Origin of the sequence: Sideroxydans lithotrophicus ES-1 (assembly GCF_000025705.1) — a bacterium.
GTDB classification, from domain to species: Bacteria; Pseudomonadota; Gammaproteobacteria; order Burkholderiales; family Gallionellaceae; genus Sideroxyarcus; species Sideroxyarcus lithotrophicus.
Genome location: NC_013959.1, coordinates 528,828 through 550,914, shown reverse-complemented (window position 1 = coordinate 550,914; position 22,087 = coordinate 528,828). Strand labels below are relative to the sequence as shown.

Below are 22,087 nucleotides of genomic sequence, written 5' to 3'. Positions count from 1 at the left end.
TCTACCGCGTGCGTTATTGGTTGCAACTAGCGTTTTTGTTTTACATGCTCTTCCAGCTCGACGAACCCGGGACGCTCGGTCGAATTCAGCGCCTTGCGCCCGAATTCCACAGCCATCGCCGGCGCGTAACCATTGAGATTCGCCAGCAGGACGACCTTGATCGCCTGCAGCATCTTGCTTCCTTCTTCGGCTTTTTGTTCGAGCAATCCGGCCAGTGGTCCGACAAAACCATACGCCAACAAGATACCGAGGAACGTACCGACCAGGGCATGCGCGATCAGCATGCCCAATTCGGCGGGAGGGATGCCCACCGATTCCATGGTATGCACCACCCCCATCACCGCAGCGACGATACCGAATGCCGGCATGCCGTCACCCAGCTTGGCGATGACATGGGAAGAGACCATCGCCTCGTGGTGATGCGTCTCGATCTCCACATCCATCAGGTTCTCGATCTCCATGGCGTTGAGATTGCCGCTGACCATGATGCGCAGGTAGTCGGTCATGAACTCGACCGCATGGTGGTCAGCCAGCACTTTGGGATACTTGGCAAATACGGGACTCTCTTCCGGATTCTCGACATCACCCTCTATGGACATCAGGCCTTCTTTGCGCACTTTGCCGAGCAGCTCATACATCAGCGCCATCAGCTCCATGTAGCTCTCTTTGTTGTACTTGGCGCCCTTCAATACAGTCGGCAGATCCTTGAACGTCGCCTTGACCGATTTCATGGTGTTGCCGACGAAGAAGGCACCGAGCGCACCACCGCCGATCATCAGCAACTCTATCGGCTGGAACAGCGCGCCAAGATGCCCTCCCGCGAGCGCAAAACCGCCGAACACGGAGGCCAAAACGACGATATAACCTACGATCACCAACATAATCACGCTCCCTGAGTCAACACTCTTCCAAGTCTACTGTTGCATCGTAACAGCCAGGCATCCCGGCCATGCATGGATCAAAACGAATATCCACCGGCATTTTCGCTGTTCGGGGGCCTCAGACGCAACAACGCCGCCACTGCTGATGATACATCTCGTCAGTAGTAGCGGCGCTCGAAGTGATAACTTTAGGCGATTGCTGCTTCGGCCTGGGCGGCTTTTTTCGTTTTTCCCGCACGCGAGGGAGGACGGCAAATGCCGCAACTGTAACTTGCGCAAAGCTCGTTCGTGTGCACGACAAAATGCCCGCCGCACTCTTTGCATTCAGTCAATTGCAGCATCTTCGCATCGAAGAAACGGATCAGGAACCAGGCCCTGGTGATGCTCAGCGTCGGCTCGCCTGTAGTCACCGCTACTTGCTCGATATACAAACGATAACTTTTGATCAGCGCTTCGACACCGGACACATTGGCGTTTTTCAGCAGGTATTGATGAATACCCATGAATAACGATGAATGGATATTCGGCAGCCAGCTCATGAACCAGTCGGTCGAATAAGGCAGCATGCCCTTGGATGGTGACTCTCCTTTGACCTCCTTGTACAGGCGCAGCAAACGCTCCCGGCTCAACCCCGTCTCCTCTTGCAACAACTGCAAGCGAGCCCCCAGCTCTATGAGTTCGACCGCGATCTGTATCTCGCGCGCTTCGTTCACTACGCTCTTGTTTCGCATGGCGATCTCCTGTCTGCTCAGATCGCCACTGTCTCAGCGGCTTGTCCCGACATCAGGATAGCGGCATGCGCCTGCGACATCATCCTGTCCTTGTTGTAATCCGTGATCATGTTGAGCAGCAGCCGCTCGTCGAAGCGGAAACGGCACAGCAGCATGTTCGACGCTGCCATCTTGAGCATCTGCGCCGGAGAAAGACCGACGATCAGGTCAGCCAACTCTTCGCTTACGCCAAGACGGAAGATCGCGCTGGCCTTGTCGTCGCGCAGCATTTGCTGCGCAAGCAACATGTAGGAAAGATTGGTTTCCTTGATTTCTTCATGCATTTGATTCGTGTTCATGGCGGTCCCCTCGCTTAAACATTGTGATGTCTTGTTACGACGGTTGCATTCTCGGGGAGACAATCCAAGGAAAATATCCGATGACTTCCGATTATCCTGTAGGAAGATGACCTACAAACAAACAGAACCACCCCTGGCGACCTTAATGGCAACAGGGGTGGTTCTGGTCGTACGAGCTACTGCGAGGGGACGCACTGACGCGTACAGACGATGTATCGGCAGGGATTTTGAAAACTTTAGGAATATTTTGAAAATATTTTGCAAACACGCAACTGATTGATTAATTTAATTTACACAACCCTAATGCTTGTCTATTTGCGGCGTGGATACCAGAAAGCAGGCGACTGCATAGCCCAAATTGCAACTGCGCACCATCTGCTGCCGCGCCTCATCGTTGCGGTGCAACCGTTTCAAAACCATTCCTTTGCCAAAATAAGTGCCAGCATCGCGGTGATTCAAGTCAATTGCTTGATCGTACTGAATCAACGCTTTCTGGTATTGCCCTGAGTTGCTGTAAGCATCTGCCAAATACCGATGTATCGGGGCCAGTTGTGGGCTGATCGCGGCCGAACGCTCAAAATCGCTCGCAGCCGCCTCCCATTTCTTGGCCTTCATAAGTGCCTGTCCCCGGTTGAAGTAGATGCGATCGGCACCCGCAACCCGCTCATTTTTCAATTTCAACACAGCATCGTTCCATAAACGGTAGTCATCACCGAACACCCACAAGCGATTCCATGCCAGCGGAATCATGAGAATTGCCGCACAGATAAGAGTTACCAGTGTGATACGTTGAGGAAACTTCAGCAGCAGCAATGGAATCAGCAGCAGCATTCCAGGCATCCAAAGATAGCTGCGATACAGGACGAAAGGCTCCTGCACACGAATGCCGGCGAGCTCCACTCCGAATTGCATCCATGGGTACAGCAGTGCAAAGCCGATCAAGCCTTTCATTCCCCCGCGCAGCAACAGCTTGAATGCAACCGCGCCATAGGCTGTAAACGCAAGCAGCCCCAGCCAGCCACGCCAATCCGACAGTGCAGCAACGAAGGGTTCGCGCATATCCACCGACATCCACGATACATTTGGCAATAACCACAACAATAGGTATTTGAAGAACAACCCCATCTGCGTCAACGCGCTCAGCAGGTGCAACATCGGGGTACTGGCCACCACGCCTTGCTGCTCGAACAACTCTGCGGCCATCGGCTCATAAGCAGCCCCAAGCACCCCTCGCGCCCGCAAAGTGACCAATATGGCTACCGCCATGAACGCCCCCCACGTCAACCAGAGCGCACGTTTCGAAGCAGCATTCTCATGCCAAAGCAAAAGCGTGAGCGCAGCCAGTGTGGCGGGGGCCAGCACGCTGTGTTCTTTGGAAAATACGGCCAGGAAGTAGCACAATACTGACAGCCCCAGCCAACGCACCTGGCCATTCATCAATCCTCTTAGATATGCCAGCTGCATCAGCAACACAAACAGCGTGGCCATCAGGATGCTGCGCTGTACTACATAGCCCACGGCATAAACTGCCACCGGATGCAGTGCGAAAAGCAAGGCTGCAACCCATGCGCCTCGTTTAAGCTGCGGCGAATCATGGGTATCAGGCGACACGGCGCCGACGATCTGGCGCAACAAGTAGAACAACAGGATGGCATTCGCCGAATGGACCAGCAAATTGCCCAGATGATAGAAGTGCGGCACCACATCGCTGAACAGGGCTGCAGTCCACCCCAGCGTGACATATGAAAACCAGCGCAGATCGAAATGAAACATCGAATGCGCATAGTGCGACATCACATTGCCGGTAAATAGATACCCATCATCGAAGAAGAAGGGATTGCCCAGATAGGGAAAATAGATAAGGGATACCGCTGCAATCAGCGACAGCACCCAGCCTCGATCATGCCGACTAAAATAGCCTAACAGTTTGTTCATCAAACTTAACCAATAAAAACGCCCCCTGCGAAGAGGGGGCGATCTAGTTCAAAGACTATCTGTTTACTGTTTACAGCGCAGTGCCGGCTAAAGAAGGCAACGTGGCTGGTGCAGCGATTCCAGCGTTAATGAACGATTTCTTGAGCAGGTTGATGCTGTTTGTGTCAGTTGCGCTGGTGCTATAGAAGAACTGAACGCCCGTACCGCCCGCGATCGGGGTGATGCCGATATAGGTACCATCGATACCGGTCTTGATGCCAGCCGCAGCGAAATGCAGCGTGATGACACCGCCGTTATCCAGAGAAATCTGCTGCAGCTCGCCCGGAACGGTGGGAGTAAATGCAAGGCCCAAAGAGTACCAGACATCGCCAGGAGCTGCTGTTGCTGCAGGCAGCGCGTTAGCAGTAGGTGTGCTGGGGAAACTGCCGTTTTCCTGATAGTACTGCACCAAAGCCAACTTCAGAGGGTCGATGGTGGAAGTCACTTTGGACAGCTTGGCCTTGACCACATAGTCCTGATATGCAGGGATCGCCACCGCCGCCAGGATGCCGATGATCGCAACCACGATCATCAGCTCGATCAGGGTGAAACCTTTTTGAATTCGTTTCATATTGAGCTCCTTAAGAAGAAATTTTATTGTTGCCTTTGCGGGTTACACACAAGGTGTGCCTCAGCATAGTAGCAGAACCCGTGCCAGATAGTAACCCTGCCAAATATTGCGGCCGCTATTGGCCGGACTGTTTGTTTTGACATTGACTTTACTGTGATAAATCGACTAAAAAAAACAAATTTAGTCATCAACCTGACGATTTTTGTCACTTCGCTGCTTATATGTTCGTAATTCAATCCGTCTTAAGGCATGTAGCCTGGAATCCTGCGTTCGTCCACCATATCGATCTGCTCCGGTTTGAGGAATTGCTGTGCATAGGTCAGGTAGACCTTTTCACGGATGAAGACATCGAACAGATCGGGGTCGATATGCCCGTTCTCCTTGAACTTACCAAGGATGCTCAATGATTCGGTAAGGGTCTTACCTTCCTTGTAGGGCCGGTCTTTGGCCGTCAGTGCTTCGAAGATGTCGGCGATACCCATGACCCGCGCCTGTATCGACATCTGATCCCGCGTCAGCCCTTTGGGATAACCTTTGCCGTCCATGCGCTCGTGATGCCCCCCAGCGTATTCAGGCACACGCTTGAGATGGTTCGGCCAAGGCAGCGCCTCCAGCATCTTGATGGTGACATTGATATGGTGATTGATGATCTCGCGCTCCGCCGCAGTGAGCGTGCCGGCACGGATGGTAAGGTTCTCGATCTCTTCTGCGTTCAGAAAATCCGCCTGCTCGCCACGCTCGTTGTGCCACTGGTATTTGGCGATCAGTTTTACCCGATCGATATCACCATCCTGCATCTTTTCCGATCCAATATTGCAGTGGCGCAGGAATTCACGATCTTCGTCAAGCCTGTGGACAGCTTCCTCATATTCGGCATTCGTCTTGCCCCCCTTGAACATTTCGATCTCGGCATCGCGCTTGAGCACTTCGAAACGTGTGTCGATCAAATGAATACGATCATAGATGGTCTGCAGCTTGGTGGACTTGTCCACCACATGCACCGGCGTGGTGATCTTGCCGCAATCATGCAGCAGTCCGGCGATCTTCAACTCGTACCGGTCTTTGTCGGTCAGGTTGAAATCTTTCAATGTCCCTGTTTTTGCACGATTAGCCGCTTCGGCCAGCATCATGGTCAGTGCCGGCACGCGCTCGCAGTGTCCGCCGGTATAGGGAGATTTATCATCGATGGCAGTGTTGATGAGACTGATCAGGGACTCGAACAGCACTTCCAGCTGCTGGATGAGGCGGCGGTTACTCAGCGCGATGGCAGCCTGCGATGCCAGCGATTCGAGCAGTTGCTGATCATCCTTGGAGAACTGCTTGACCCCTCCGGTCGTCGCATCGATCGCGTTGATGAGCTGCAGCACCCCGATGATCTCCTGCTCGTGGTTGCGCAACGGCACGGCCAGGAAGGAACGCGACTGATAACCGGTCTTTGAGTCGAAATTCTTCGTGCCGGAAAAATCGAAGCCTTCGGCGATATAGGCATCGGGGATGTTGACCGTCTCTCCGCGCAACACGGAATAACTCACCACCATCGCCAGATTCGGCTTGCCATCGTGATATAGCGCGATGGGATAGAACGGAATCGGGTTGCCCGAGGTACCGCCCATACGTATGTTGAGCGAATCGTTGTGCAATATCTCGAAGGTCAACACCTGTTTCTCGGCATCGACCAGATAGAGCGTGCCCGCATCGGCATTGGTGATCCTCTTGGCAGCGACCAGGATACTTTCCAGCAGGTGGTTGATATCTCTCTCACTGGACAATGCCGCACCGATCTCATTGAGGTCGCTGAGACGATTGAGCAGGCTTTCCAGCATGGCGCGCTGTTCGTGTTCTTGCGCCATGTAGGCTTTAAGCTTGGCAGTATCCACTATATCCCCGTTACTTGATGCAGACGGCGCGCACTTGATGGATGTCGGTGATGCCGCTGAGCACCTTTTCGATGCCGTCCTGTTTCAGGGTACGCATACCTTCTTCCAGCGCAATGGCAAAGAGTTCCGCGACCCGTGCGTGCTCCTGAATGGCTTTCTTCACTCTGTCGGTGCCGATCAGCAACTCGTGCAGACCGACGCGACCGCGGTATCCGGTGCCGGAACATTTCTCGCAGCCCACTTTCTCATATAGCGTGATCTGGCCTTTGTCATCGCCGAACAGCTTGACCCACTCGGCATATAGCGTCTTGTAGGCAGAGTTCGGGTCTTTTTTCCAGGTATCGGTATTCATGAGCTCCGCCGCATACTCGGTCAACAAGGACTTGATCTCCTCCTGCGAGGCGATGTGGGCTTTCTTGCAATCCTTGCACAAACGCTTGGCCAGACGTTGCGCCAGGATGCCGAGCAAGGCATCGGCGAAGTTGAACGGGTCCATACCCATGTCGAGCAGACGGATGATGGATTCAGGTGCGCTGTTGGTGTGCAGGGTGGCGAACACCAAGTGGCCGGTCAATGAAGCCTCGATGCCGGTAGAGACTGTTTCCTTGTCGCGCATTTCGCCGACCATGATCACATCCGGGTCGGCACGCAGGAAGGAGCGCATCACCGCAGCGAAATCCAGCCCGGCCTTCTTGTTGACCTGCACCTGGCGCAGACCTTTCTGGGTGATTTCCACCGGGTCTTCAGCAGTCCATATCTTGGTATCGGGTGTGTTGATATGTTTCAGGATGGAGTGCAACGTGGTGGTCTTACCGGAACCGGTCGGGCCGCACACGAAGAACAGACCGTACGGCTTGCTGACGGTCTTTTTCACCAGCTCGAGATTGCGTACCGAGAACCCCATGTTATCCAGCGGTATGGGTTCGCCGGACGCCAGGATACGCATCACCACGTCTTCCACACCACCCTGCGAAGGAATGGTCGCCACACGCAGCTCGATATCCAAAGGGCCATATTTCTTGAACTTGATCTTGCCGTCCTGTGGCTTGCGCTTTTCGGAGATGTCCAGATCGCACATGATCTTGAGGCGCGTGATCATGGCGTTGCGATAGGTTGCCGGCACTTCGATGTAGTTCATCAGCGAACCGTCCTTGCGCAGTCTCACCAATGTCTTGGCCTTGCCCGGCTGCGGTTCGATATGGATATCCGACGCCCCCATCTTGTAGGCGTCAATGATGATCTTGTTGACCAGCTTGACCAGTTCGTTGTCCGCTGCCGCGCTGACATCATCCTGGTTCGCCCCTGCATCTTCTTCATCGCCACCGCCCAAGGAAGTCAGCAAATCGTCCATGGAGCCCAGATCTTCAAAGCTGCCGGTGACTTCGCCTACCCCGCCGCCTCCGCCGCCATAGAACAAGTCCAGCGTGGCCTTGAACTCGCGTTGGGTGCAGACCTTGTAAACCAGACGATTCTTGGGAAAGATGTTGTTGACCACGCGCGAAGCCTGGATCCGCTCAGGATCTGTGGTCAGGATGACCACCCCTTCCGGCGTGTCGTCCACCGGCACCCAGTGGCTGCTTTCCACATATTCGCGTTTCAGGTTGCGCAGCAACTCGGCTGGCTTGATCCGATCCGACTTGTATGGCTCATAAGGCACACCGAAGAAACTGGACAGTGCTTTGCCCAAAGCCTCGGGCTTCACCTGGAATTCGTCCAGCAACACATCCTCTACATCTATGCCTTTGCGCCTTGCGGTGCGCGTTGCCAGCTCGAATTCTGCTGCCGACATCACCGCATCGGAAACAAGGTAATCGTATTTTGTCTTGACCGTGCTGGCCTGTTGCTGCCGCTGCTTGAGTGCAACAGCCAGGGTCTGCGCCAGTTCGCGCGCGCCTTCTTCCACCATTGACGGAAAAGGGATGCCCGCCTTGTTGTTGATGACCTGCATCACCCCGATCAGGTCGCCATTTTCCACATCAACGATGGGGGCCACCAGCATCTGCTTGGTGCGATAGCCTGTGCGCCGGTCCACATCCTGCAAGAAACGCAAAGTGGAACTGTAAGATGCAAGCTCATGCTCGTCGTAGACATCCTTGAGATTGAGCATCTTCTTGTGGAAGGCGGCATAACCGGCGATGCTCTGTTCGGCGATCGGCAGCTTGAGATCCTTGAACGAATTCAATCCGGTCTTGACCTTGGAGATCAGCGACGCTTTATCCTCGCCTACCACATAGATCGTCAGCCTGTCCGCATTGAACAGCGTGCAGATATCTTTGCTGACATCCAGCATGATCTCGTCGATATTGCTGGTCGCGTGAATCTTGTTGGTCACATGGTTGAGATTCTTGGTGAACTCCAACCGCAACCCCATCTCGTTCATATTGCCTTGCACCGGACTGGCCATGCTCTTTTCTCCTCAGCCTTTCAACTGCTATTGTTGCTGTGCCTTGGGCACAGCCCACAAACCATTTTCCAAAACATATACATCGTATCCTGCCTGCGCCAGGATGAAAGCGGCGGCAGCACTACGGCGGCCGCTTTGGCAATACGCGACGTAAGTCGTCGCCTTGCTCAACACACCGATGGCATTGCGAATGTCATTGAGCGGGACATTGATGGCACCCGGCAATTTATCGTAACGGTATTCCGGCGGATGGCGAACGTCCAGCCATATCGCACCTTGAGCCACCTTTTGCTTTGCGTCCTGGTAGCTGATGTGGTGCAGCAATGGTTCCTGCATCAGCTCCATGAAGTCCTGTTTTTTCAAACGCAGCAACACCCCGTTGCTTTTCATCGTCACGGTAGCATTGCGTTTGGAATCGGAGATCAGTGCCTCTTCTCCGAACACATCGCCAGCCTTGAGTTCGGCCAGCACCAGATTCGCCCCACCGACCAGACGCGTCACCTGTGCCCTGCCACTTTCGATCAGGTAGTAATAGTCGCCCTCGTCGCCTTCGCGGATGATGACATCCCTGTCCCACACCGCAATGGCCTCGATGCGATTGAGCAACTCTCCGATGTTGGCCGAAGGCAAATGGGCGAAAGGACTGTTGCTCAAGTTCTCCGCGCTGAACATGCCGGAATGAAGCAACTTTTTCAAGGCATGATCCGGCCCCTCTTTCATCGACGCCGGTCTTGCATCTTCGTGATAGGCAAACTGGTCCCAGGTCACCATGCGATCCAGAAGGTCGTCGTCCACGCGCAACAACTGCACATTGCTGAGCGCCTGCGACATGCGGATGCTCGGCTGCCGCTTGCCGATAGGATGGCGTGCCCATTCGGAACCGGACCGGATCAGCACGCGATTATCATCCTCGTACACCACTTCAAGTTCGCCCCGCAACAAATAGACAGATTGCCCGGTCGGCGGGTGATCCTTGAATGGGTCGTTGCCCTGCGCCACAGTTTCCACATGGCAATAGTCGAGCAATTCGCGCAAACGGGCCGGACTGAACGATGAAATCGGTTCCAATGACGCGAGCACCCTGATGTCCAAAATATCTTGCATGATGACTTGGTCTGCTCTCTAGAATTCGAATATCTGCCCGTTTTGCAGCATCTTCGGAACGAAGTTCCCGACACAATCGCTGATTTCCTGCATGGTCAGTTCGATCTCGCCGGGTTTCAGGTGAGTGATATATATTTTGGGATTGAGCTTCAGTTTGCACAGCTCTTCCGCCAGCAATGAGGGGCAAAGATGCTTGGATACGACGGCCAGTTCTTTTTCGGCATTGGAAAATGCCGTCTCGACGATCAGGTATTCCAGGTTGCGGATACGATTGACCTCCTCCCATAATGCATCGCATGTGGTGGTATCACCGGTGAACACCAGACTCGTCTTGCCACTATCGATCTGATAGCCGACCGCCGGAACCACGTGGTTTGCCGGCAATGGTGTGATCTTGCGCCCCCCCATGTCCACTGTTTCGCCCAGCACGATGCGTTCATATCGCAGGATAGGCTGGTGCAAACTCGGGATCTCCGTAAAGTCCGGCCATATCTCCCAATTGAAGACATGTTGCCTGAGTATGTCCAGCGTCTCGTCGGTGGCATGGATGACCAGGGGCTGGTCGCGCATGAAACCCACGCTGTCCACCAGCAAAGGCAGGCAAGCGATATGATCGAGATGCGAGTGCGTCACAAAGACATGATCGATCACGCACATCTCGGCCAAACTCAGGTCGCCGATACCCGTGCCCGCATCGATCAGCACATCGTGATCGAGCAGCATCGAGGTGGTCCGCAGATTTCCCCCTATCCCCCCGCTACATCCCAATATTCTGAGTCTCATCTTTAGTATTCCTGCCGCAAATATCCCTATTTCGTCTTGAAGACGAACACGCCATCCCAATTCTCTCCGGGCGGATTGTTGCGGTAATAGGCAACGCGCTCGGAGTACACCTCATACAACTTTGTCTGAGGTGACAGCCTCGACAAGTTAAACAGCTGTAGTTCAGCCTTGTCCCACTCCTGTTTGCGGTACAGCCGAAGCATCTGCTGGAAAAGCCTGATCTCTTCCAGCACTGCCGGCTCGACCTCTCCCGACAAACCCAGCGGCTCGAAGATCGCAACCGGCTTGTCCTTGCCTTTGACGCGTACCAGATCAAGTTCGCGAAAGACAAATTCTGGCGTTGCTTCTTTGGTCACCTCTCCCACCACCACTCCAGCACCATATTGCTTGGTGATTCCTTCCAGCCGCGATGCCAGATTCACCGCATCTCCCATTACGGTATATGCCACACGCACTTCAGACCCCATGTTACCCACACTGACACGGCCGGTATTGATGCCGACACCGATGCGAATCTCCGGCCATCCTCGTTCCCTGAAGGAAGGCTGCAGATCCAGCAACTTCCGCTGCATCTCCAGGCCGGCAAGCACAGCATGGTAAGCATGGCGTACGTCGGGCAACGGCGCCCCCCAGAATGCCATGATGCAGTCGCCCATGTATTTATCTATCGTGCCGCGGTGGCTGTAGACCACCCGCGAAAGCGGTGTCAGGAACTCATTCATCAACTGCGACAACTCTCGGGGTTCCAGCCCCTCGGAGATCGTGGTGAAACCTCGCACATCGGTGAACAGGATGGTCATTTCACGGCTCTCACCCTCCATCGAGACCTGCTCAGGATTCTTGCTCATCTCGTCCACGACTTCGCTTGGCACATACTGACCGAACAAACTGGTGATCTGGCGTTTGGTACGTTCGGTCGTGAAATAACCATAGGTCATATTCAACGCGAACAGCGCAAAGACCATGATCAAGCCGCCAGCCAGCGGCAATGCAATGTTGCCATACTCCCACAAGTATCCATTGACGAGCACCTCAAACGCCAGCAGACCCGCCGATAACAACGTCCCATAGACTGGACTCAGCAAAGGCAGCAGGAGCGCCAATATCACTCCCACCAGCAGCAACATCAGCACGTTCGCCCCAAGCACATAAGGTGGATTCTGTTTGAGGTCCTGATCGAGCATGCCGCTGATCATGTTGGCGTGAACCTCCACCCCGGGATAGACTTCGCCGACAGGCGTGGAGCGCATATCCATCAAGCCCGGCGCCGAAGTCCCCACCAATACGATCCTGTTTTGCAAATCCGCCTTCGGAATCCTTTCATGCAGGACGTCCGTGGCAGAAATGTAGCGGAAAGTGCCGCGCGCTCCGCGGTATGGCACCAATGCACTGACTTCGGCATCCACCGGAATGCGCAGATCACCCTGCGCCGACTGCAGCGTCAGCCACTCCAGCCCGCCATAGTTTTTGTCTTTTCCGGCAGCATAACCAGGCAGCAACTTGGGCATTCCCAGCGCAGCACGCACAACGGCCAACGACAGGGATTCATAATACGCGCCGTCGTACTCGACGATCATGGGTATACGGCGCACTACGCCATCGAAATCCACAACCGGATTGAAGTGACCAGCCAGTGCCGCACTGCTCTGCAACTCAGGCAGATTTGCGCCGTAACTGTCCCATTGCATGAAGGAGATCGGCCTCCCCTTGAATGTTCCTGCCGGAAAAACCGGCTCCGGCAACACTCCTGACCTGCTCTTGTCGTGGCCCCGTTCGCTGTTGCTGAAATAATATCCCAGCACCACGTTCCGATTCTTTATCTTTTCCGCAAAGAGCTTGTCATATTCCAGATGGGGCTTGATCTGGGCCAGCACAGACTGGAACTGTGCCACACCCTTGAACTGACTGCGCCCCAAATCTTGCAGCACATTAAGACCCGAACTGTTGTCCTTCTCCGCGAACACCACGTCAAAGCCAACGACCGCGACGCCATAATGGTCGAATAATTCGTCCATCATCACCGCCATCTTGTTGCGCCCCCAGGGCCAGCGCCCCTCTTCTTTCAGACTCTTTTCATCGATGTCCAGGATGACGATGCGATCGTCCGCCTTCTTTGGCAAGGTGAGCAACAAACGGTAGTCATATAGCTTGGCGTCGATGAACTGAACAAAGCCGAGGCGGTAGAACCTGGCCGCATCGCCCATAAACAAAAGGACGAGCGACATACCGAGCGCAATAAGAAGTGCGTGCTTCTTCACTTACCACCCCATCTTTCACAGCATCGAACTGCGCCCTGACCGGTCACTTTGGGTAATCAGGTCTTGAAGTAGAACTCCATTTTTACTCCAGCCAACTCGATAAGGTCATGGTCCCTCAATTGATGCGGCTGTTCACCGATGGACGATCCGTTCACTGTAGGAAAACTGCCGCCCTCCACGTGGGTAATGAAGTAGCCGTGAGGACGACGTGCCAGCACAGCCACTTGCACGCCCGGCTTGCCCAATGTAGTCAGGCTCTTGACCAGCTCCAGCTCTTTGCCAGCATTGGGCCCGTTCAATATCTGCACCACCGCTGCCGGAGTCTGCGCGCTCGCCGCTTCGGTCGTCATACCGCTACTGGTAGCGTTGAACTGCCCGGTAGCTTCGGCCTTGCGGGTCACCGTCACGTCCAACGGCGATTTCGCAGCAGCTTCGCCGTGGCTGACCTTCACCGGAGCCCGCAACACCATGGTTTTCTCAAAATCAGCGGCTGAAGTCTGGGTCGGCTGATCATTCAGGTATTTCAGCTTGTACTTGCCGATCTCGATCAGGTCATTGTTCTGCAAGAAGTGCTTCTTGGTCGGAGTGCCGTTGACGGACAGACCGTTGGTGCTATCCAGGTCCTCCAGGAAAGAATCGTTCAGAATAGTGACGATGGCAGCATGCTCGCTGCTCACCGCAAGGTTATCGATCACGATATCGTTGTGCGGTTTGCGGCCTATCGTGGTCCGTTCCTTGTTCAGCGGATATTCTTTCAGCACCGTACCATCCATGCTGAGTATCAATTTAGCCGGCATATCATCAATCCTCGTAGTTAATTCTTGTCTTGCTATCTCAGTTTCCGAACCAGGAACGCAACTTCTCCCACCACCCGCGAGGGGCTGCATAACGCCCCTTCACCTTGACCAGAATGACCGAAACGTTATCTCGCCCGCCATTGTCATTAGCCAGTTGAATCAGTTGCGTCGCGGCCAACTGCAAATTGCTCTGCAGCATTTGCACTGTCATGCCGATATCTTCATCCTCGACCATATCGTTCAGTCCATCAGAACAGAACAGATATATATCTCCGACCTGGACCTCATGGACGTGAGTCTCCGGATCCACCTCGGCGTCGATCCCAACCGCACGCGTCACCAGATTCTTGTTCTTGGACAGCCGCGCATCTTCTTTGCTGATCAAACCGCTGTCAATTTGTTCTTGCAGCAGCGAATGGTCACGAGTGACGCATTCGAACTCTTCTCCGCGCAAACGGTACATGCGCGAATCGCCAACGTGAGCCACCGCGACACGGTCGTCATAGAATAAGGCCGTAACGATGGTCGTTCCCATCCCGGCATATTGCGGCTGACTCTGCGCAGCACGGAAGATGGACAAGTTGGCCTTCTTCACATTGTCGCGCAACAGAGTCACACCCAACTCTTCGCCGGTGCCATCCATATCTTCCGGACGCGCGTTCTCAAGATGGTGGCGCACTTCGCTGGATAGCACCGAGACAGCGATTCCGCTTGCCACTTCGCCAGCATTATAGCCGCCCATACCGTCTGCCAGCACCACCAATCCGAGTTCCGCATCGTAGGTGACGCTGTCCTCGTTATGCGAGCGCACCATCCCAGGGTTGGTCTGGCTGACTATTTCAAGCGCATCTTGTATATCCACGTACCACCCCTGAAAATGTGCTCTCGTTATCTATTCTTATGCCTCTATCACAGGCTGGCCGCACACTGCCGTATCGCTTCAGCCATTGCGCCGCCGCTCTCGTAGCGATCTTCGATCTTCTTCGCCAATGCCTTGTTGATGATGGCAACCACGCATGGCGGCAAATCAGGATTGACACTCAGGATGTCCGCATGCGGCTCGTTGGCAATGCGGAACATCAACTGCGCCATGGAATCTCCTGCGAACGGGAGCTTACCACACGCCAGTTGGTACAGGCTCACACCCAGCGAGAACAAGTCCGAATGCCCTTCTATCTTGGCGCCGGACAACTGCTCCGGCGACATATAAGATGGCGTACCCAGCACCATGCCGGTTTTGGTCTTGGATGAATCGGTGATGCGCGCGATACCGAAGTCGGTGACCTTCACGGTGTCGGATTCCGGGTCGTACATGATGTTGGCCGGCTTGATATCACGGTGCACCACGTTCAGGCCATGGGCATAACCCAGTGCATCCGCAACCCGCGCAACGATGCTCAATACTTTCGGCAGCGGCAGCAGATTGGGTTGCTTGGTATACGCCACCAGATCCTTACCCTTGAGGAATTCCATTGCGATGTAGGCAAGGTCGTGTTCTTCGCCAGCATCGTACATGGTGACGATGTTGGGATGGTTCAGGCGTCCTGCCGTCTCGGCCTCGCGGAAGAAGCGGGCTTTGACATCTTCCAGCTCGTCCGCCTCGAATTCCTGCGCCAGCGCCATCGTCTTGATCGCGACAACCCGGCTGATCTTCGGGTCCTTGCCCAGATACACCACCCCCATGGCCCCCTTACCCAACTCTTTTTCTATCTCGTAGCGTCCCAGCATCGGCTTGGCCAGTCCGACCTGGTCCAGTTTCATCGTGCTGTCGTTGCTCCGCCCAGAAGAACCACCAAGTATGATGGTTTCGGCCATAGCCCTGGACTGGGCTGTACGTGCTTCCAGATCGCGGAATTTCGGGTTGTGGTCGGCCATGTACCTGAATACCGACTCGGCCTTGTTGAACTGGCGCTTGCGCTCGAAATCCAGTCCCAGGTTATACAACACGTCCATCAGGCTGTCGTCCAGCGGCACCTTGCGGAACTTGTCGAATGCCATATCCAACTGGCCTTGCCCCTGAAACGCCAAACCCAGCATGCGGTTGCTCTCCGCAGAATCAGCATCGGATTTGATCTTGCCCTTTTCCGTCATCAGGAAGCGTTTGGTCGTCAGCAGCAGATGGCCGACCAGCAATAACGCAGCAGGCAACATCAATTGCAGCCACATCCCCTGCGTCGTCATCAAGATGAAATGAGCCGCCAGCAACAACACGAACAGACCGCCGGTGATAGCCGCTGCCAGCCCCGCGCTCAGACGCGGCACCAGCAAAATCAGGTAGAGGGAAACCATCAGGAATACCGCACTTTCGGCGGCGAAGGCCCAGCTCGGCGTGACGAAGAAGTCCTGCTTGAGGATGCTGGAGACCGAATGCGCCAGCGTCAGCACCGGCGCCATCCCGGCTGAGATCGGCGTCACTTGCGAAGCTCCCACTCCGGCAGCTGTCGCCCCTATCAGCACGATCTTGTCGCGGTATTTCTCCGCCGGGATCTTGCCGCTCAGCACGTCATAAAACGAATCGACCGGGAAGGCCGGTTTTCCGTCACGGTCACCGTAAAAAAATGTGTGCATGCGCAATGCCGAATCGGTTGCAATGCTCAAGTTCCCGACCTTGACGCCCTGGCCTAATGTGACTTTGATGTCTTTGGGTTCGAGATTGAGACTCTTCGCCGCCAGCAACAACGAGAGAGAGGGATAATATTGGTCGAAATAGCCGATCACCAACGGTTCGGTTCGCACAGCGCCATCCACATCCGGCGTGACATTGAGATGGCCGACAGCCAAAGCCTTCGTTCCAAGCACCGGAATCGGAACCTGCACCCCCAGCGAAGGAATCGGCAGCGCGGAATCCTCGCCACCCTGAACGTTGGTCAGATTCTCTTTCAGGATGTAGTCGGGAAGCGGGTTATCCGGTTTGCCTTGCGGCTCGCCCAATTCGAAGAACATACCCAGCAGCACATTGTTGGCCTTGAGCATACTTGCGGCCAATTGCTGATCGTTATCCAGATGCCGGATTGCATCCTGCATCAACGCGTCCAGTTGGGCCCATTCTGCTGGACTGCTGTGCTTCAAAGAAGAGTTTTCGAGGATGGCGCCGATCTTGTTGATGTAATCCAGCCCTGCATCGACTTGCGGCTCGAAGAAGAATGCGGTGTTGCCGACCACTTTGGCATGTCCCTCAGCCAGGATGTCCAGCATTTTTCCCTGGATCGCGCGCGGCCAGGGCCAGCGTCCGAGGTTGGCGATACTCTGGTCGTCGATGGCGATGACCGCGATCTTGTCGCTGGGAGCGCGCGACGAAGCCAGCACGCCCCAGTCATAAGCCTTGCGTTCCAGGCTTTGAATCAAATCACTTCTGGCACCAAACAGGAACACCAATGCGATCAGCAAAGCGGTGAACCAATCCGTCTTCCAAAATGATTTTTTCATGTTCGCCCTGCCCATTTTCACTCGACACCTGAGCACACAGGGGCGAATACTAAAACAATTTTCAAAATCAAACCATACCTGTTTGATTTATCAGCCGTTTCACTTGACCAGCAGTACCGGCATCTTCGCCAGTTGGGCAACTTTGCTCGCCACCGAGCCCAACAGCAGATCGGACAGCGTCTCTTGCCCGTGTGCACTGATCACGATCTGGTCGACCTGCTGCTCTTGCGCATATTGCATGATAGCCTCGGCCGGCGTTCCCACGCTGATGTGGTAGTTGTAGGCCAGACCTGCCGCATCCAGCCTGGCACGCGCCTCGACCAGGGCAGCCATGCCTTGCTCGCGGTAGTAATCGTTGATGGTGTCCTGGTTGATGAACAGCTTCACGTTGCCGGAAGCCAGTTTCCATTGCACGTTCAGCAGACACACCTGCGGAATTTCCTTGAGCCATGTCACACTGGCGATCACGTGATCTACCGCGCGATTGGCGGCCATGGAACCGTCTATGGGAATCAATACTTTCATCGTCTGTCTCCGTTCAGGGTTTGTCGCGCGCAGCGGGCACCTGCTCATCCACCAGATCCACCGCCCTCACCGCAGCCGCCATGCGCAGAGCCAGCCACTTGCCGACTGCCAGCACCAGCACTGCGCATACACCGGGAACCAGCCAGTGCAAGGCATGCTGCGCTTCCAGCAAGGGCTGGAACAACGCCTCGCCGACCAGCATCTCGCCCGCCACATAGCCGAGCAAGGCTCCTCCCGCGTAGATGATGAACGGGAAACGGTCGATCAGTTTGAGCACCAGCTGGCTGCTCCAGGCGATCAGCGGGATGCTCACCAGCAGGCCGAACACCAGCAGCATCGCATTGCCATGCGCGGCAGCCGCCACGCCCAGCACGTTGTCCAGGCTCATCACGAAGTCGGCGATGATGATGGTCTTCACCGCCCCCCACAGGTGGGTGTCCGCCTTGACGTTGCCCTCGCCGTGCTCTTCTTCCGGCAGGATCAGCTTGATGCCGATCCAGATCAACAAAAGCGCACCGACCAGCTTGAGGTACGGCAACGACAACAGGCTGACCGCGAAGAACGTCAACACTACGCGCAGCAGGATCGCCCCGGCCACGCCGTAAGCGATGCCCTTCTTGCGCTGGTCTGGTGGCAGGTTCCGGCAAGCCAACGCGATCACCACCGCGTTGTCGCCCGACAACAGCAGGTCGATCACAATGATCTTGAACACATCCACCCAGAACTGGGTGGTCGACATCATTTCCAGCATCTTTAACCTTTCAAGACTTTTTGCATCGTGCGTCCCATCTCGGCCGGATTGCGCGTGATTTGGATACCGCACTCTTCCATCACCGCCAGCTTGTCGTTGGCACCACCCTGACCGCCGGAGATGATCGCCCCGGCATGGCCCATGCGCTTGCCTTCCGGCGCAGTGACGCCGGCAATGAAGCCGACCACCGGCTTCTTCATGTTGCCCTTGATCCAGCGCGCGCATTCCTCTTCATCGCTGCCGCCGATCTCGCCCACCATGATCACCGCATCGGTCTCCGGATCGTCGTTGAACAGCTTCATCACATCGATGTGCTTGAGGCCGTTGATCGGGTCGCCGCCGATGCCGACGCAGGACGATTGCCCGTAGCCCAGTGCGGTCAGCTGCCCGACCGCTTCGTAAGTCAGCGTGCCGGAACGCGACACCACGCCGATGCGCCCCTTCTTGTGGATATGCCCGGGCATGATGCCGATCTTGATCTCGTCCGGCGTGATGAGTCCGGGACAGTTCGGTCCGATCAGCAGCGTGCGCTTGCCTTGCATCTTGTAGCGCGTCTTCAGCATGTCATGCACCGGGATGCCTTCGGTGATGCAGATCACCAGGTCCAGCTCTGCTTCGACCGCCTCGTCGATCGCCGCGGCCGCGCCCGAGGGCGGCACATAGATCACCGACACCGTCGCCCCGGTCGCCTCTTTCGCGTCGCGCACCGTGGCATACACCGGGATGCCCTCGAACTGCTCGCCCACCTTCTTCGGATTCACGCCCGCCACGAAACAGTTCGCGCCGTTGGCGTACTGCTTGCAGTGGAAGGTATGGAACTGGCCGACCTTGCCGGTCATGCCCTGGGTGATGACTTTGGTGTCCTTGTTGATGAGGATGCTCATTTCGCCCCCTTTGCGGCAGCCACTACCTTCTGTGCCGCATCCGCCATATCGTTGCCGGAAATGATGGGCAAGCCGGATTCCGCCAGGATCTTCTTGCCCAGTTCCACGTTGGTCCCCTCCAGCCGCACCACCAGCGGCACGGCAAGATGCACCTCGCGCGCTGCCGCCACCACGCCCTCCGCGATCACATCGCACTTCATGATGCCGCCGAAGATGTTGACCAGGATCGCCTTGAGGTGCGGATTCTTCAGCATCAGCTTGAACGCCTCGGTGACTTTCTCCTTGCTGGCGCCGCCGCCGACATCAAGGAAATTCGCCGGGCTGCCGCCATACAACTTGATGATATCCATGGTCGCCATCGCCAGTCCGGCGCCGTTCACCAGGCAGCCGATGTCCCCGTCCAGCTGGATGTAGCTCAGATCGAACTTCGATGCCTCGATCTCTGCCGGGTCTTCCTCGTCCAGGTCGCGCAGAGCGACGATCTCGGGATGGCGGTACAGCGCGTTGGAATCGAAGTTGAATTTCGCATCCAGTGCCAGCACGCGGTTATCCGCAGTCAGCACCAGCGGATTGATCTCTGCCAGCATCGCATCCTTTTCGACAAAGGCCTGATACAACCCCCAGAGCACCTTGACCGCCTCGGCAATCGCCGCATCGGGGATGCCGATCGCGCGCGCCGTTCGTACTGCCTCGGCTTCGTTCAGTCCGGTCGCCGGGTCGATACGCACGGTATGTATCTTTTCCGGCGAATGTTTGGCAACCTCTTCGATCTCCATGCCGCCCTCGCTGGAAGCCAGCAGGGCGACGCGCTGCGAGCCGCGGTCCACCACCATGCCCACATAGAACTCCCTGGCGATCCGGGCGCCTTCCTCGATGAGCAACCGGTGCACCACCTGCCCCTCCGGGCCGGTTTGATGAGTGACCAGATGCATGCCGAGAATCTGGCTTGCGAACTGGCGCACCTCATCCAATGACTTGGCCACTTTTACTCCGCCACCCTTGCCGCGCCCCCCCGCGTGGATCTGCGCCTTCACCACCCAGACGTTGCCGCCCAATTGCTTCGCTGCAGCAACCGCTTCCTCGACGTTGAAGCACGCCATCCCGCGCGGGGTCGGCACGCTGAATTCGCGCAATATCTCTTTACCTTGGTATTCATGGATCTTCATGATGTCTCCCGATCAGGACGACTGGAATTTACCAGACAGTGATGGAATTCGCAGACATTTCAGAATAAATGGTCGCCAGGACTCAACTCGGCGCTCCATCTGGTTGCCATATAGGCTGATTTAACCGCTGCCCACATCCGCCAAAATAAAAGGACGTTTTGCGTTCCCTTGCGTACTCCCATATTTACTGTCTCAAAATAGAATGCCCACCTCTTTCCGGGGTATTCTCCAGCCTGCAGTTTCGCACTAATATGGTTCATGCCACCTTCCGCCATCAATATTTGTAATTGCCAAAGATGAACATTGAATCCTTTACAATTTACCTGGTTCCTATCCTGTTGATCCTGTTTGCCTATCTCCGCAGGAGATACAAGGATGAATCTGCCGCAGTCGAGTTGTTGACCGAAAACATCGAGGCAGGATTGACCGAACCCTCATCCTTGCATCCCGAGATCAACCCCAATCTTTGCATGGGTGCGGGCAGTTGCATCACAGCATGCCCAGAAGGAGCGATTGGCATGATCAAAGGCAAGGCGGTATTGATCAATCCCACCCATTGCATCGGACATGGCGTCTGCGCCCCTGCATGTCCGCACAACGCGATCAAGCTGGTGTTCGGTACAGCGAAACGCGGCATGGATATCCCGCAAGTAAGTCCCAACTTCGAGACCAATGTCCCCGGCCTCTTCATTGCGGGTGAACTTGGCGGCATGGGCCTCATCCGGAAAGCTGCCACCCAAGGTATCCAGGCCATGGAATCCATCGTCAAGCTCAAGGGCAGCAGCAACCCATACGACGTTGTCATCATAGGTACCGGGCCTGCCGGCCTCGGAGCCACCCTCACCGCCATCGAAAACAAATTGCGGTATGTCACCATCGAACAGGAGGAGGCACTCGGTGGGGCCATCTTCCAATACCCGCGCAACAAGATAGTCATGACTGCCCCCGTCAAGCTGCCGATCGTCGGCAAAGTGCACTTCCAGGAAGTCAGCAAGGAAAAACTGCTTGAGTTCTGGCAAGGCATCATCAATAAGACCGGCATGAAACTGAATTTCAACGAGCGCATGGAGAACATCAGCAAGACCGACAAAGGCTTCGTCGTCCAGACCACCAAAGGCTCATATGAGACACGTGCAGTGCTGCTCGCCATCGGCCGCCGCGGCACGCCGCGCAAGCTGGGCGTTCCCGGCGAAGATCTGCCCAAGGTCGTGTACCGCCTGATCGAACCGGAACAATACAAGAACATGCATGTGCTCGTCGTAGGCGGTGGCGATAGCGCACTCGAGGCGGCCATGGCGATCGCCGAGCAGCCTGGCACGACCGTCACCTTGTCCTATCGCAGTGACGCATTCGGACGCGGCAAGCCGAAGAACCGTGACCGCCTGAAGGAAATGTCGGAAAAAGGCATGCTGACCGTGCGCCTGAAATCGAACGTGAAGCTGGTCAACAAGGAAAAGGTCTTCCTGGAACAGGACGGCAAATTGATGCAGTTCCCCAACGATGCAGTCATCGTTTGCGCTGGCGGCATTCTGCCGACTCCATTCCTCAAAAAGATCGGCGTGATCGTCGAATCCAAGTTCGGTACCGAGTGACGCAGTCCGCGAGACGAAAAAAAAG

Annotated in this window: 18 protein-coding genes and 1 pseudogene; 1 reads left to right on the top strand and 18 read right to left on the bottom strand. The window is 55.6% G+C overall.

Going from position 1 to position 22,087, the window contains the following annotated elements:
- Window positions 1-26: 26 nt before the first annotated feature.
- The 18 genes and pseudogenes from motA to sucC all read right to left on the bottom strand — a co-directional run bounded on the left by motA (window position 27) and on the right by sucC (window position 20,470).
- A complete protein-coding gene (gene motA / locus SLIT_RS02700; RefSeq protein WP_013028681.1) occupies window positions 27-881 on the bottom strand; it encodes a flagellar motor stator protein MotA in 855 nt (284 codons plus the stop codon).
- A 188-nt stretch (window positions 882-1,069) separates the two neighbouring features.
- A complete protein-coding gene (gene flhC / locus SLIT_RS02695; RefSeq protein WP_013028680.1) occupies window positions 1,070-1,612 on the bottom strand; it encodes a flagellar transcriptional regulator FlhC in 543 nt (180 codons plus the stop codon).
- 17 nt (window positions 1,613-1,629) lie between these two features.
- Window positions 1,630-1,950 carry a flagellar transcriptional regulator FlhD gene (flhD, locus tag SLIT_RS02690; RefSeq protein ID WP_013028679.1) on the bottom strand — a complete coding sequence of 107 codons (321 nt, stop codon included), beginning with the start codon at window positions 1,948-1,950 and terminating at the stop codon, window positions 1,630-1,632.
- 300 nt (window positions 1,951-2,250) lie between these two features.
- Window positions 2,251-3,885: a tetratricopeptide repeat protein gene (locus SLIT_RS02685; protein WP_013028678.1), complete on the bottom strand. Its 1,635-nt coding sequence runs from the start codon at window positions 3,883-3,885 to the stop codon at window positions 2,251-2,253.
- Window positions 3,886-3,955: 70 nt separating this feature from the next.
- A complete protein-coding gene (locus tag SLIT_RS15040) occupies window positions 3,956-4,369 on the bottom strand; it encodes a pilin (RefSeq protein WP_441295976.1) in 414 nt (137 codons plus the stop codon).
- Between the two features lie 8 nt (window positions 4,370-4,377).
- A pseudogene (locus SLIT_RS16420) lies at window positions 4,378-4,495 on the bottom strand (pilin); the annotation flags it as partial.
- A gap of 242 nt (window positions 4,496-4,737) precedes the next feature.
- Complete coding sequence (locus SLIT_RS02675) at window positions 4,738-6,318, bottom strand: HD family phosphohydrolase (RefSeq protein ID WP_041420996.1); 1,581 nt, start codon at window positions 6,316-6,318, stop codon at window positions 4,738-4,740.
- A 64-nt stretch (window positions 6,319-6,382) separates the two neighbouring features.
- The gene (locus SLIT_RS02670) at window positions 6,383-8,776 is read right to left on the bottom strand and encodes a GspE/PulE family protein (protein ID WP_013028675.1); all 2,394 of its coding nucleotides are present in this window, start codon (window positions 8,774-8,776) and stop codon (window positions 6,383-6,385) included.
- 27 nt (window positions 8,777-8,803) lie between these two features.
- A complete protein-coding gene (locus SLIT_RS02665; RefSeq protein WP_013028674.1) occupies window positions 8,804-9,880 on the bottom strand; it encodes a cyclic nucleotide-binding domain-containing protein in 1,077 nt (358 codons plus the stop codon).
- A gap of 18 nt (window positions 9,881-9,898) precedes the next feature.
- Window positions 9,899-10,663, bottom strand: coding sequence for an MBL fold metallo-hydrolase (locus SLIT_RS02660; protein ID WP_013028673.1), 765 nt, complete (start codon window positions 10,661-10,663; stop codon window positions 9,899-9,901).
- Between the two features lie 26 nt (window positions 10,664-10,689).
- Complete coding sequence (locus SLIT_RS02655) at window positions 10,690-12,921, bottom strand: CHASE2 domain-containing protein (protein WP_041420740.1); 2,232 nt, start codon at window positions 12,919-12,921, stop codon at window positions 10,690-10,692.
- A 56-nt stretch (window positions 12,922-12,977) separates the two neighbouring features.
- The gene (locus SLIT_RS02650; protein WP_013028671.1) at window positions 12,978-13,718 is read right to left on the bottom strand and encodes an FHA domain-containing protein; all 741 of its coding nucleotides are present in this window, start codon (window positions 13,716-13,718) and stop codon (window positions 12,978-12,980) included.
- A 37-nt stretch (window positions 13,719-13,755) separates the two neighbouring features.
- The gene (locus tag SLIT_RS02645) at window positions 13,756-14,580 is read right to left on the bottom strand and encodes a Stp1/IreP family PP2C-type Ser/Thr phosphatase (protein WP_013028670.1); all 825 of its coding nucleotides are present in this window, start codon (window positions 14,578-14,580) and stop codon (window positions 13,756-13,758) included.
- A 47-nt stretch (window positions 14,581-14,627) separates the two neighbouring features.
- Window positions 14,628-17,144 carry a CHASE2 domain-containing serine/threonine-protein kinase gene (locus SLIT_RS02640; protein ID WP_041420739.1) on the bottom strand — a complete coding sequence of 839 codons (2,517 nt, stop codon included), beginning with the start codon at window positions 17,142-17,144 and terminating at the stop codon, window positions 14,628-14,630.
- Between the two features lie 99 nt (window positions 17,145-17,243).
- Window positions 17,244-17,669, bottom strand: a complete 426-nt coding sequence (locus tag SLIT_RS02635; protein ID WP_013028668.1) for a universal stress protein — start codon at window positions 17,667-17,669, stop codon at window positions 17,244-17,246.
- 13 nt (window positions 17,670-17,682) lie between these two features.
- Entirely contained in the window at window positions 17,683-18,420 is a 738-nt protein-coding gene (locus SLIT_RS02630) for a TerC family protein (RefSeq protein ID WP_013028667.1), read from the bottom strand.
- A gap of 2 nt (window positions 18,421-18,422) precedes the next feature.
- On the bottom strand, window positions 18,423-19,304 hold the full coding sequence (sucD, locus tag SLIT_RS02625) for a succinate--CoA ligase subunit alpha (protein ID WP_013028666.1): 882 nt from the start codon (window positions 19,302-19,304) through the stop codon (window positions 18,423-18,425).
- Entirely contained in the window at window positions 19,301-20,470 is a 1,170-nt protein-coding gene (gene sucC / locus SLIT_RS02620; protein WP_013028665.1) for an ADP-forming succinate--CoA ligase subunit beta, read from the bottom strand. Before sucC ends, sucD begins: the two co-directional genes overlap by 4 nt.
- 296 nt (window positions 20,471-20,766) lie before the next feature.
- On the opposite strand from sucC, the gene SLIT_RS02610 reads away from it, so the two are divergent.
- A complete protein-coding gene (locus SLIT_RS02610) occupies window positions 20,767-22,062 on the top strand; it encodes an NAD(P)-binding domain-containing protein (RefSeq protein WP_013028664.1) in 1,296 nt (431 codons plus the stop codon).
- Window positions 22,063-22,087 lie beyond the last annotated feature (25 nt).

Excerpts from the sequence above, each read along its gene's own strand:
- SLIT_RS02660 (WP_013028673.1), bottom strand. The coding sequence starts at position 10,663 with ATGAGACTCAGAATATTGGGATGTAGCGGGGGGATAGGGGGAAATCTG.
- sucC (WP_013028665.1), bottom strand. The coding sequence starts at position 20,470 with ATGAAGATCCATGAATACCAAGGTAAAGAGATATTGCGCGAATTCAGC.
- motA (WP_013028681.1), bottom strand. The coding sequence starts at position 881 with ATGTTGGTGATCGTAGGTTATATCGTCGTTTTGGCCTCCGTGTTCGGC.
- SLIT_RS02665 (WP_013028674.1), bottom strand. The coding sequence starts at position 9,880 with ATGCAAGATATTTTGGACATCAGGGTGCTCGCGTCATTGGAACCGATT.
- SLIT_RS02685 (WP_013028678.1), bottom strand. The coding sequence starts at position 3,885 with ATGAACAAACTGTTAGGCTATTTTAGTCGGCATGATCGAGGCTGGGTG.
- SLIT_RS02635 (WP_013028668.1), bottom strand. The coding sequence starts at position 17,669 with ATGAAAGTATTGATTCCCATAGACGGTTCCATGGCCGCCAATCGCGCG.
- SLIT_RS02640 (WP_041420739.1), bottom strand. The coding sequence starts at position 17,144 with ATGAAAAAATCATTTTGGAAGACGGATTGGTTCACCGCTTTGCTGATC.
- flhD (WP_013028679.1), bottom strand. The coding sequence starts at position 1,950 with ATGAACACGAATCAAATGCATGAAGAAATCAAGGAAACCAATCTTTCC.
- sucD (WP_013028666.1), bottom strand. The coding sequence starts at position 19,304 with ATGAGCATCCTCATCAACAAGGACACCAAAGTCATCACCCAGGGCATG.
- SLIT_RS02650 (WP_013028671.1), bottom strand. The coding sequence starts at position 13,718 with ATGCCGGCTAAATTGATACTCAGCATGGATGGTACGGTGCTGAAAGAA.
- SLIT_RS02675 (WP_041420996.1), bottom strand. The coding sequence starts at position 6,318 with ATGCTGGAAAGCCTGCTCAATCGTCTCAGCGACCTCAATGAGATCGGT.
- SLIT_RS02610 (WP_013028664.1), top strand. The coding sequence starts at position 20,767 with ATGAACATTGAATCCTTTACAATTTACCTGGTTCCTATCCTGTTGATC.
- flhC (WP_013028680.1), bottom strand. The coding sequence starts at position 1,612 with ATGCGAAACAAGAGCGTAGTGAACGAAGCGCGCGAGATACAGATCGCG.
- SLIT_RS02630 (WP_013028667.1), bottom strand. The coding sequence starts at position 18,420 with ATGCTGGAAATGATGTCGACCACCCAGTTCTGGGTGGATGTGTTCAAG.
- SLIT_RS02670 (WP_013028675.1), bottom strand. The coding sequence starts at position 8,776 with ATGGCCAGTCCGGTGCAAGGCAATATGAACGAGATGGGGTTGCGGTTG.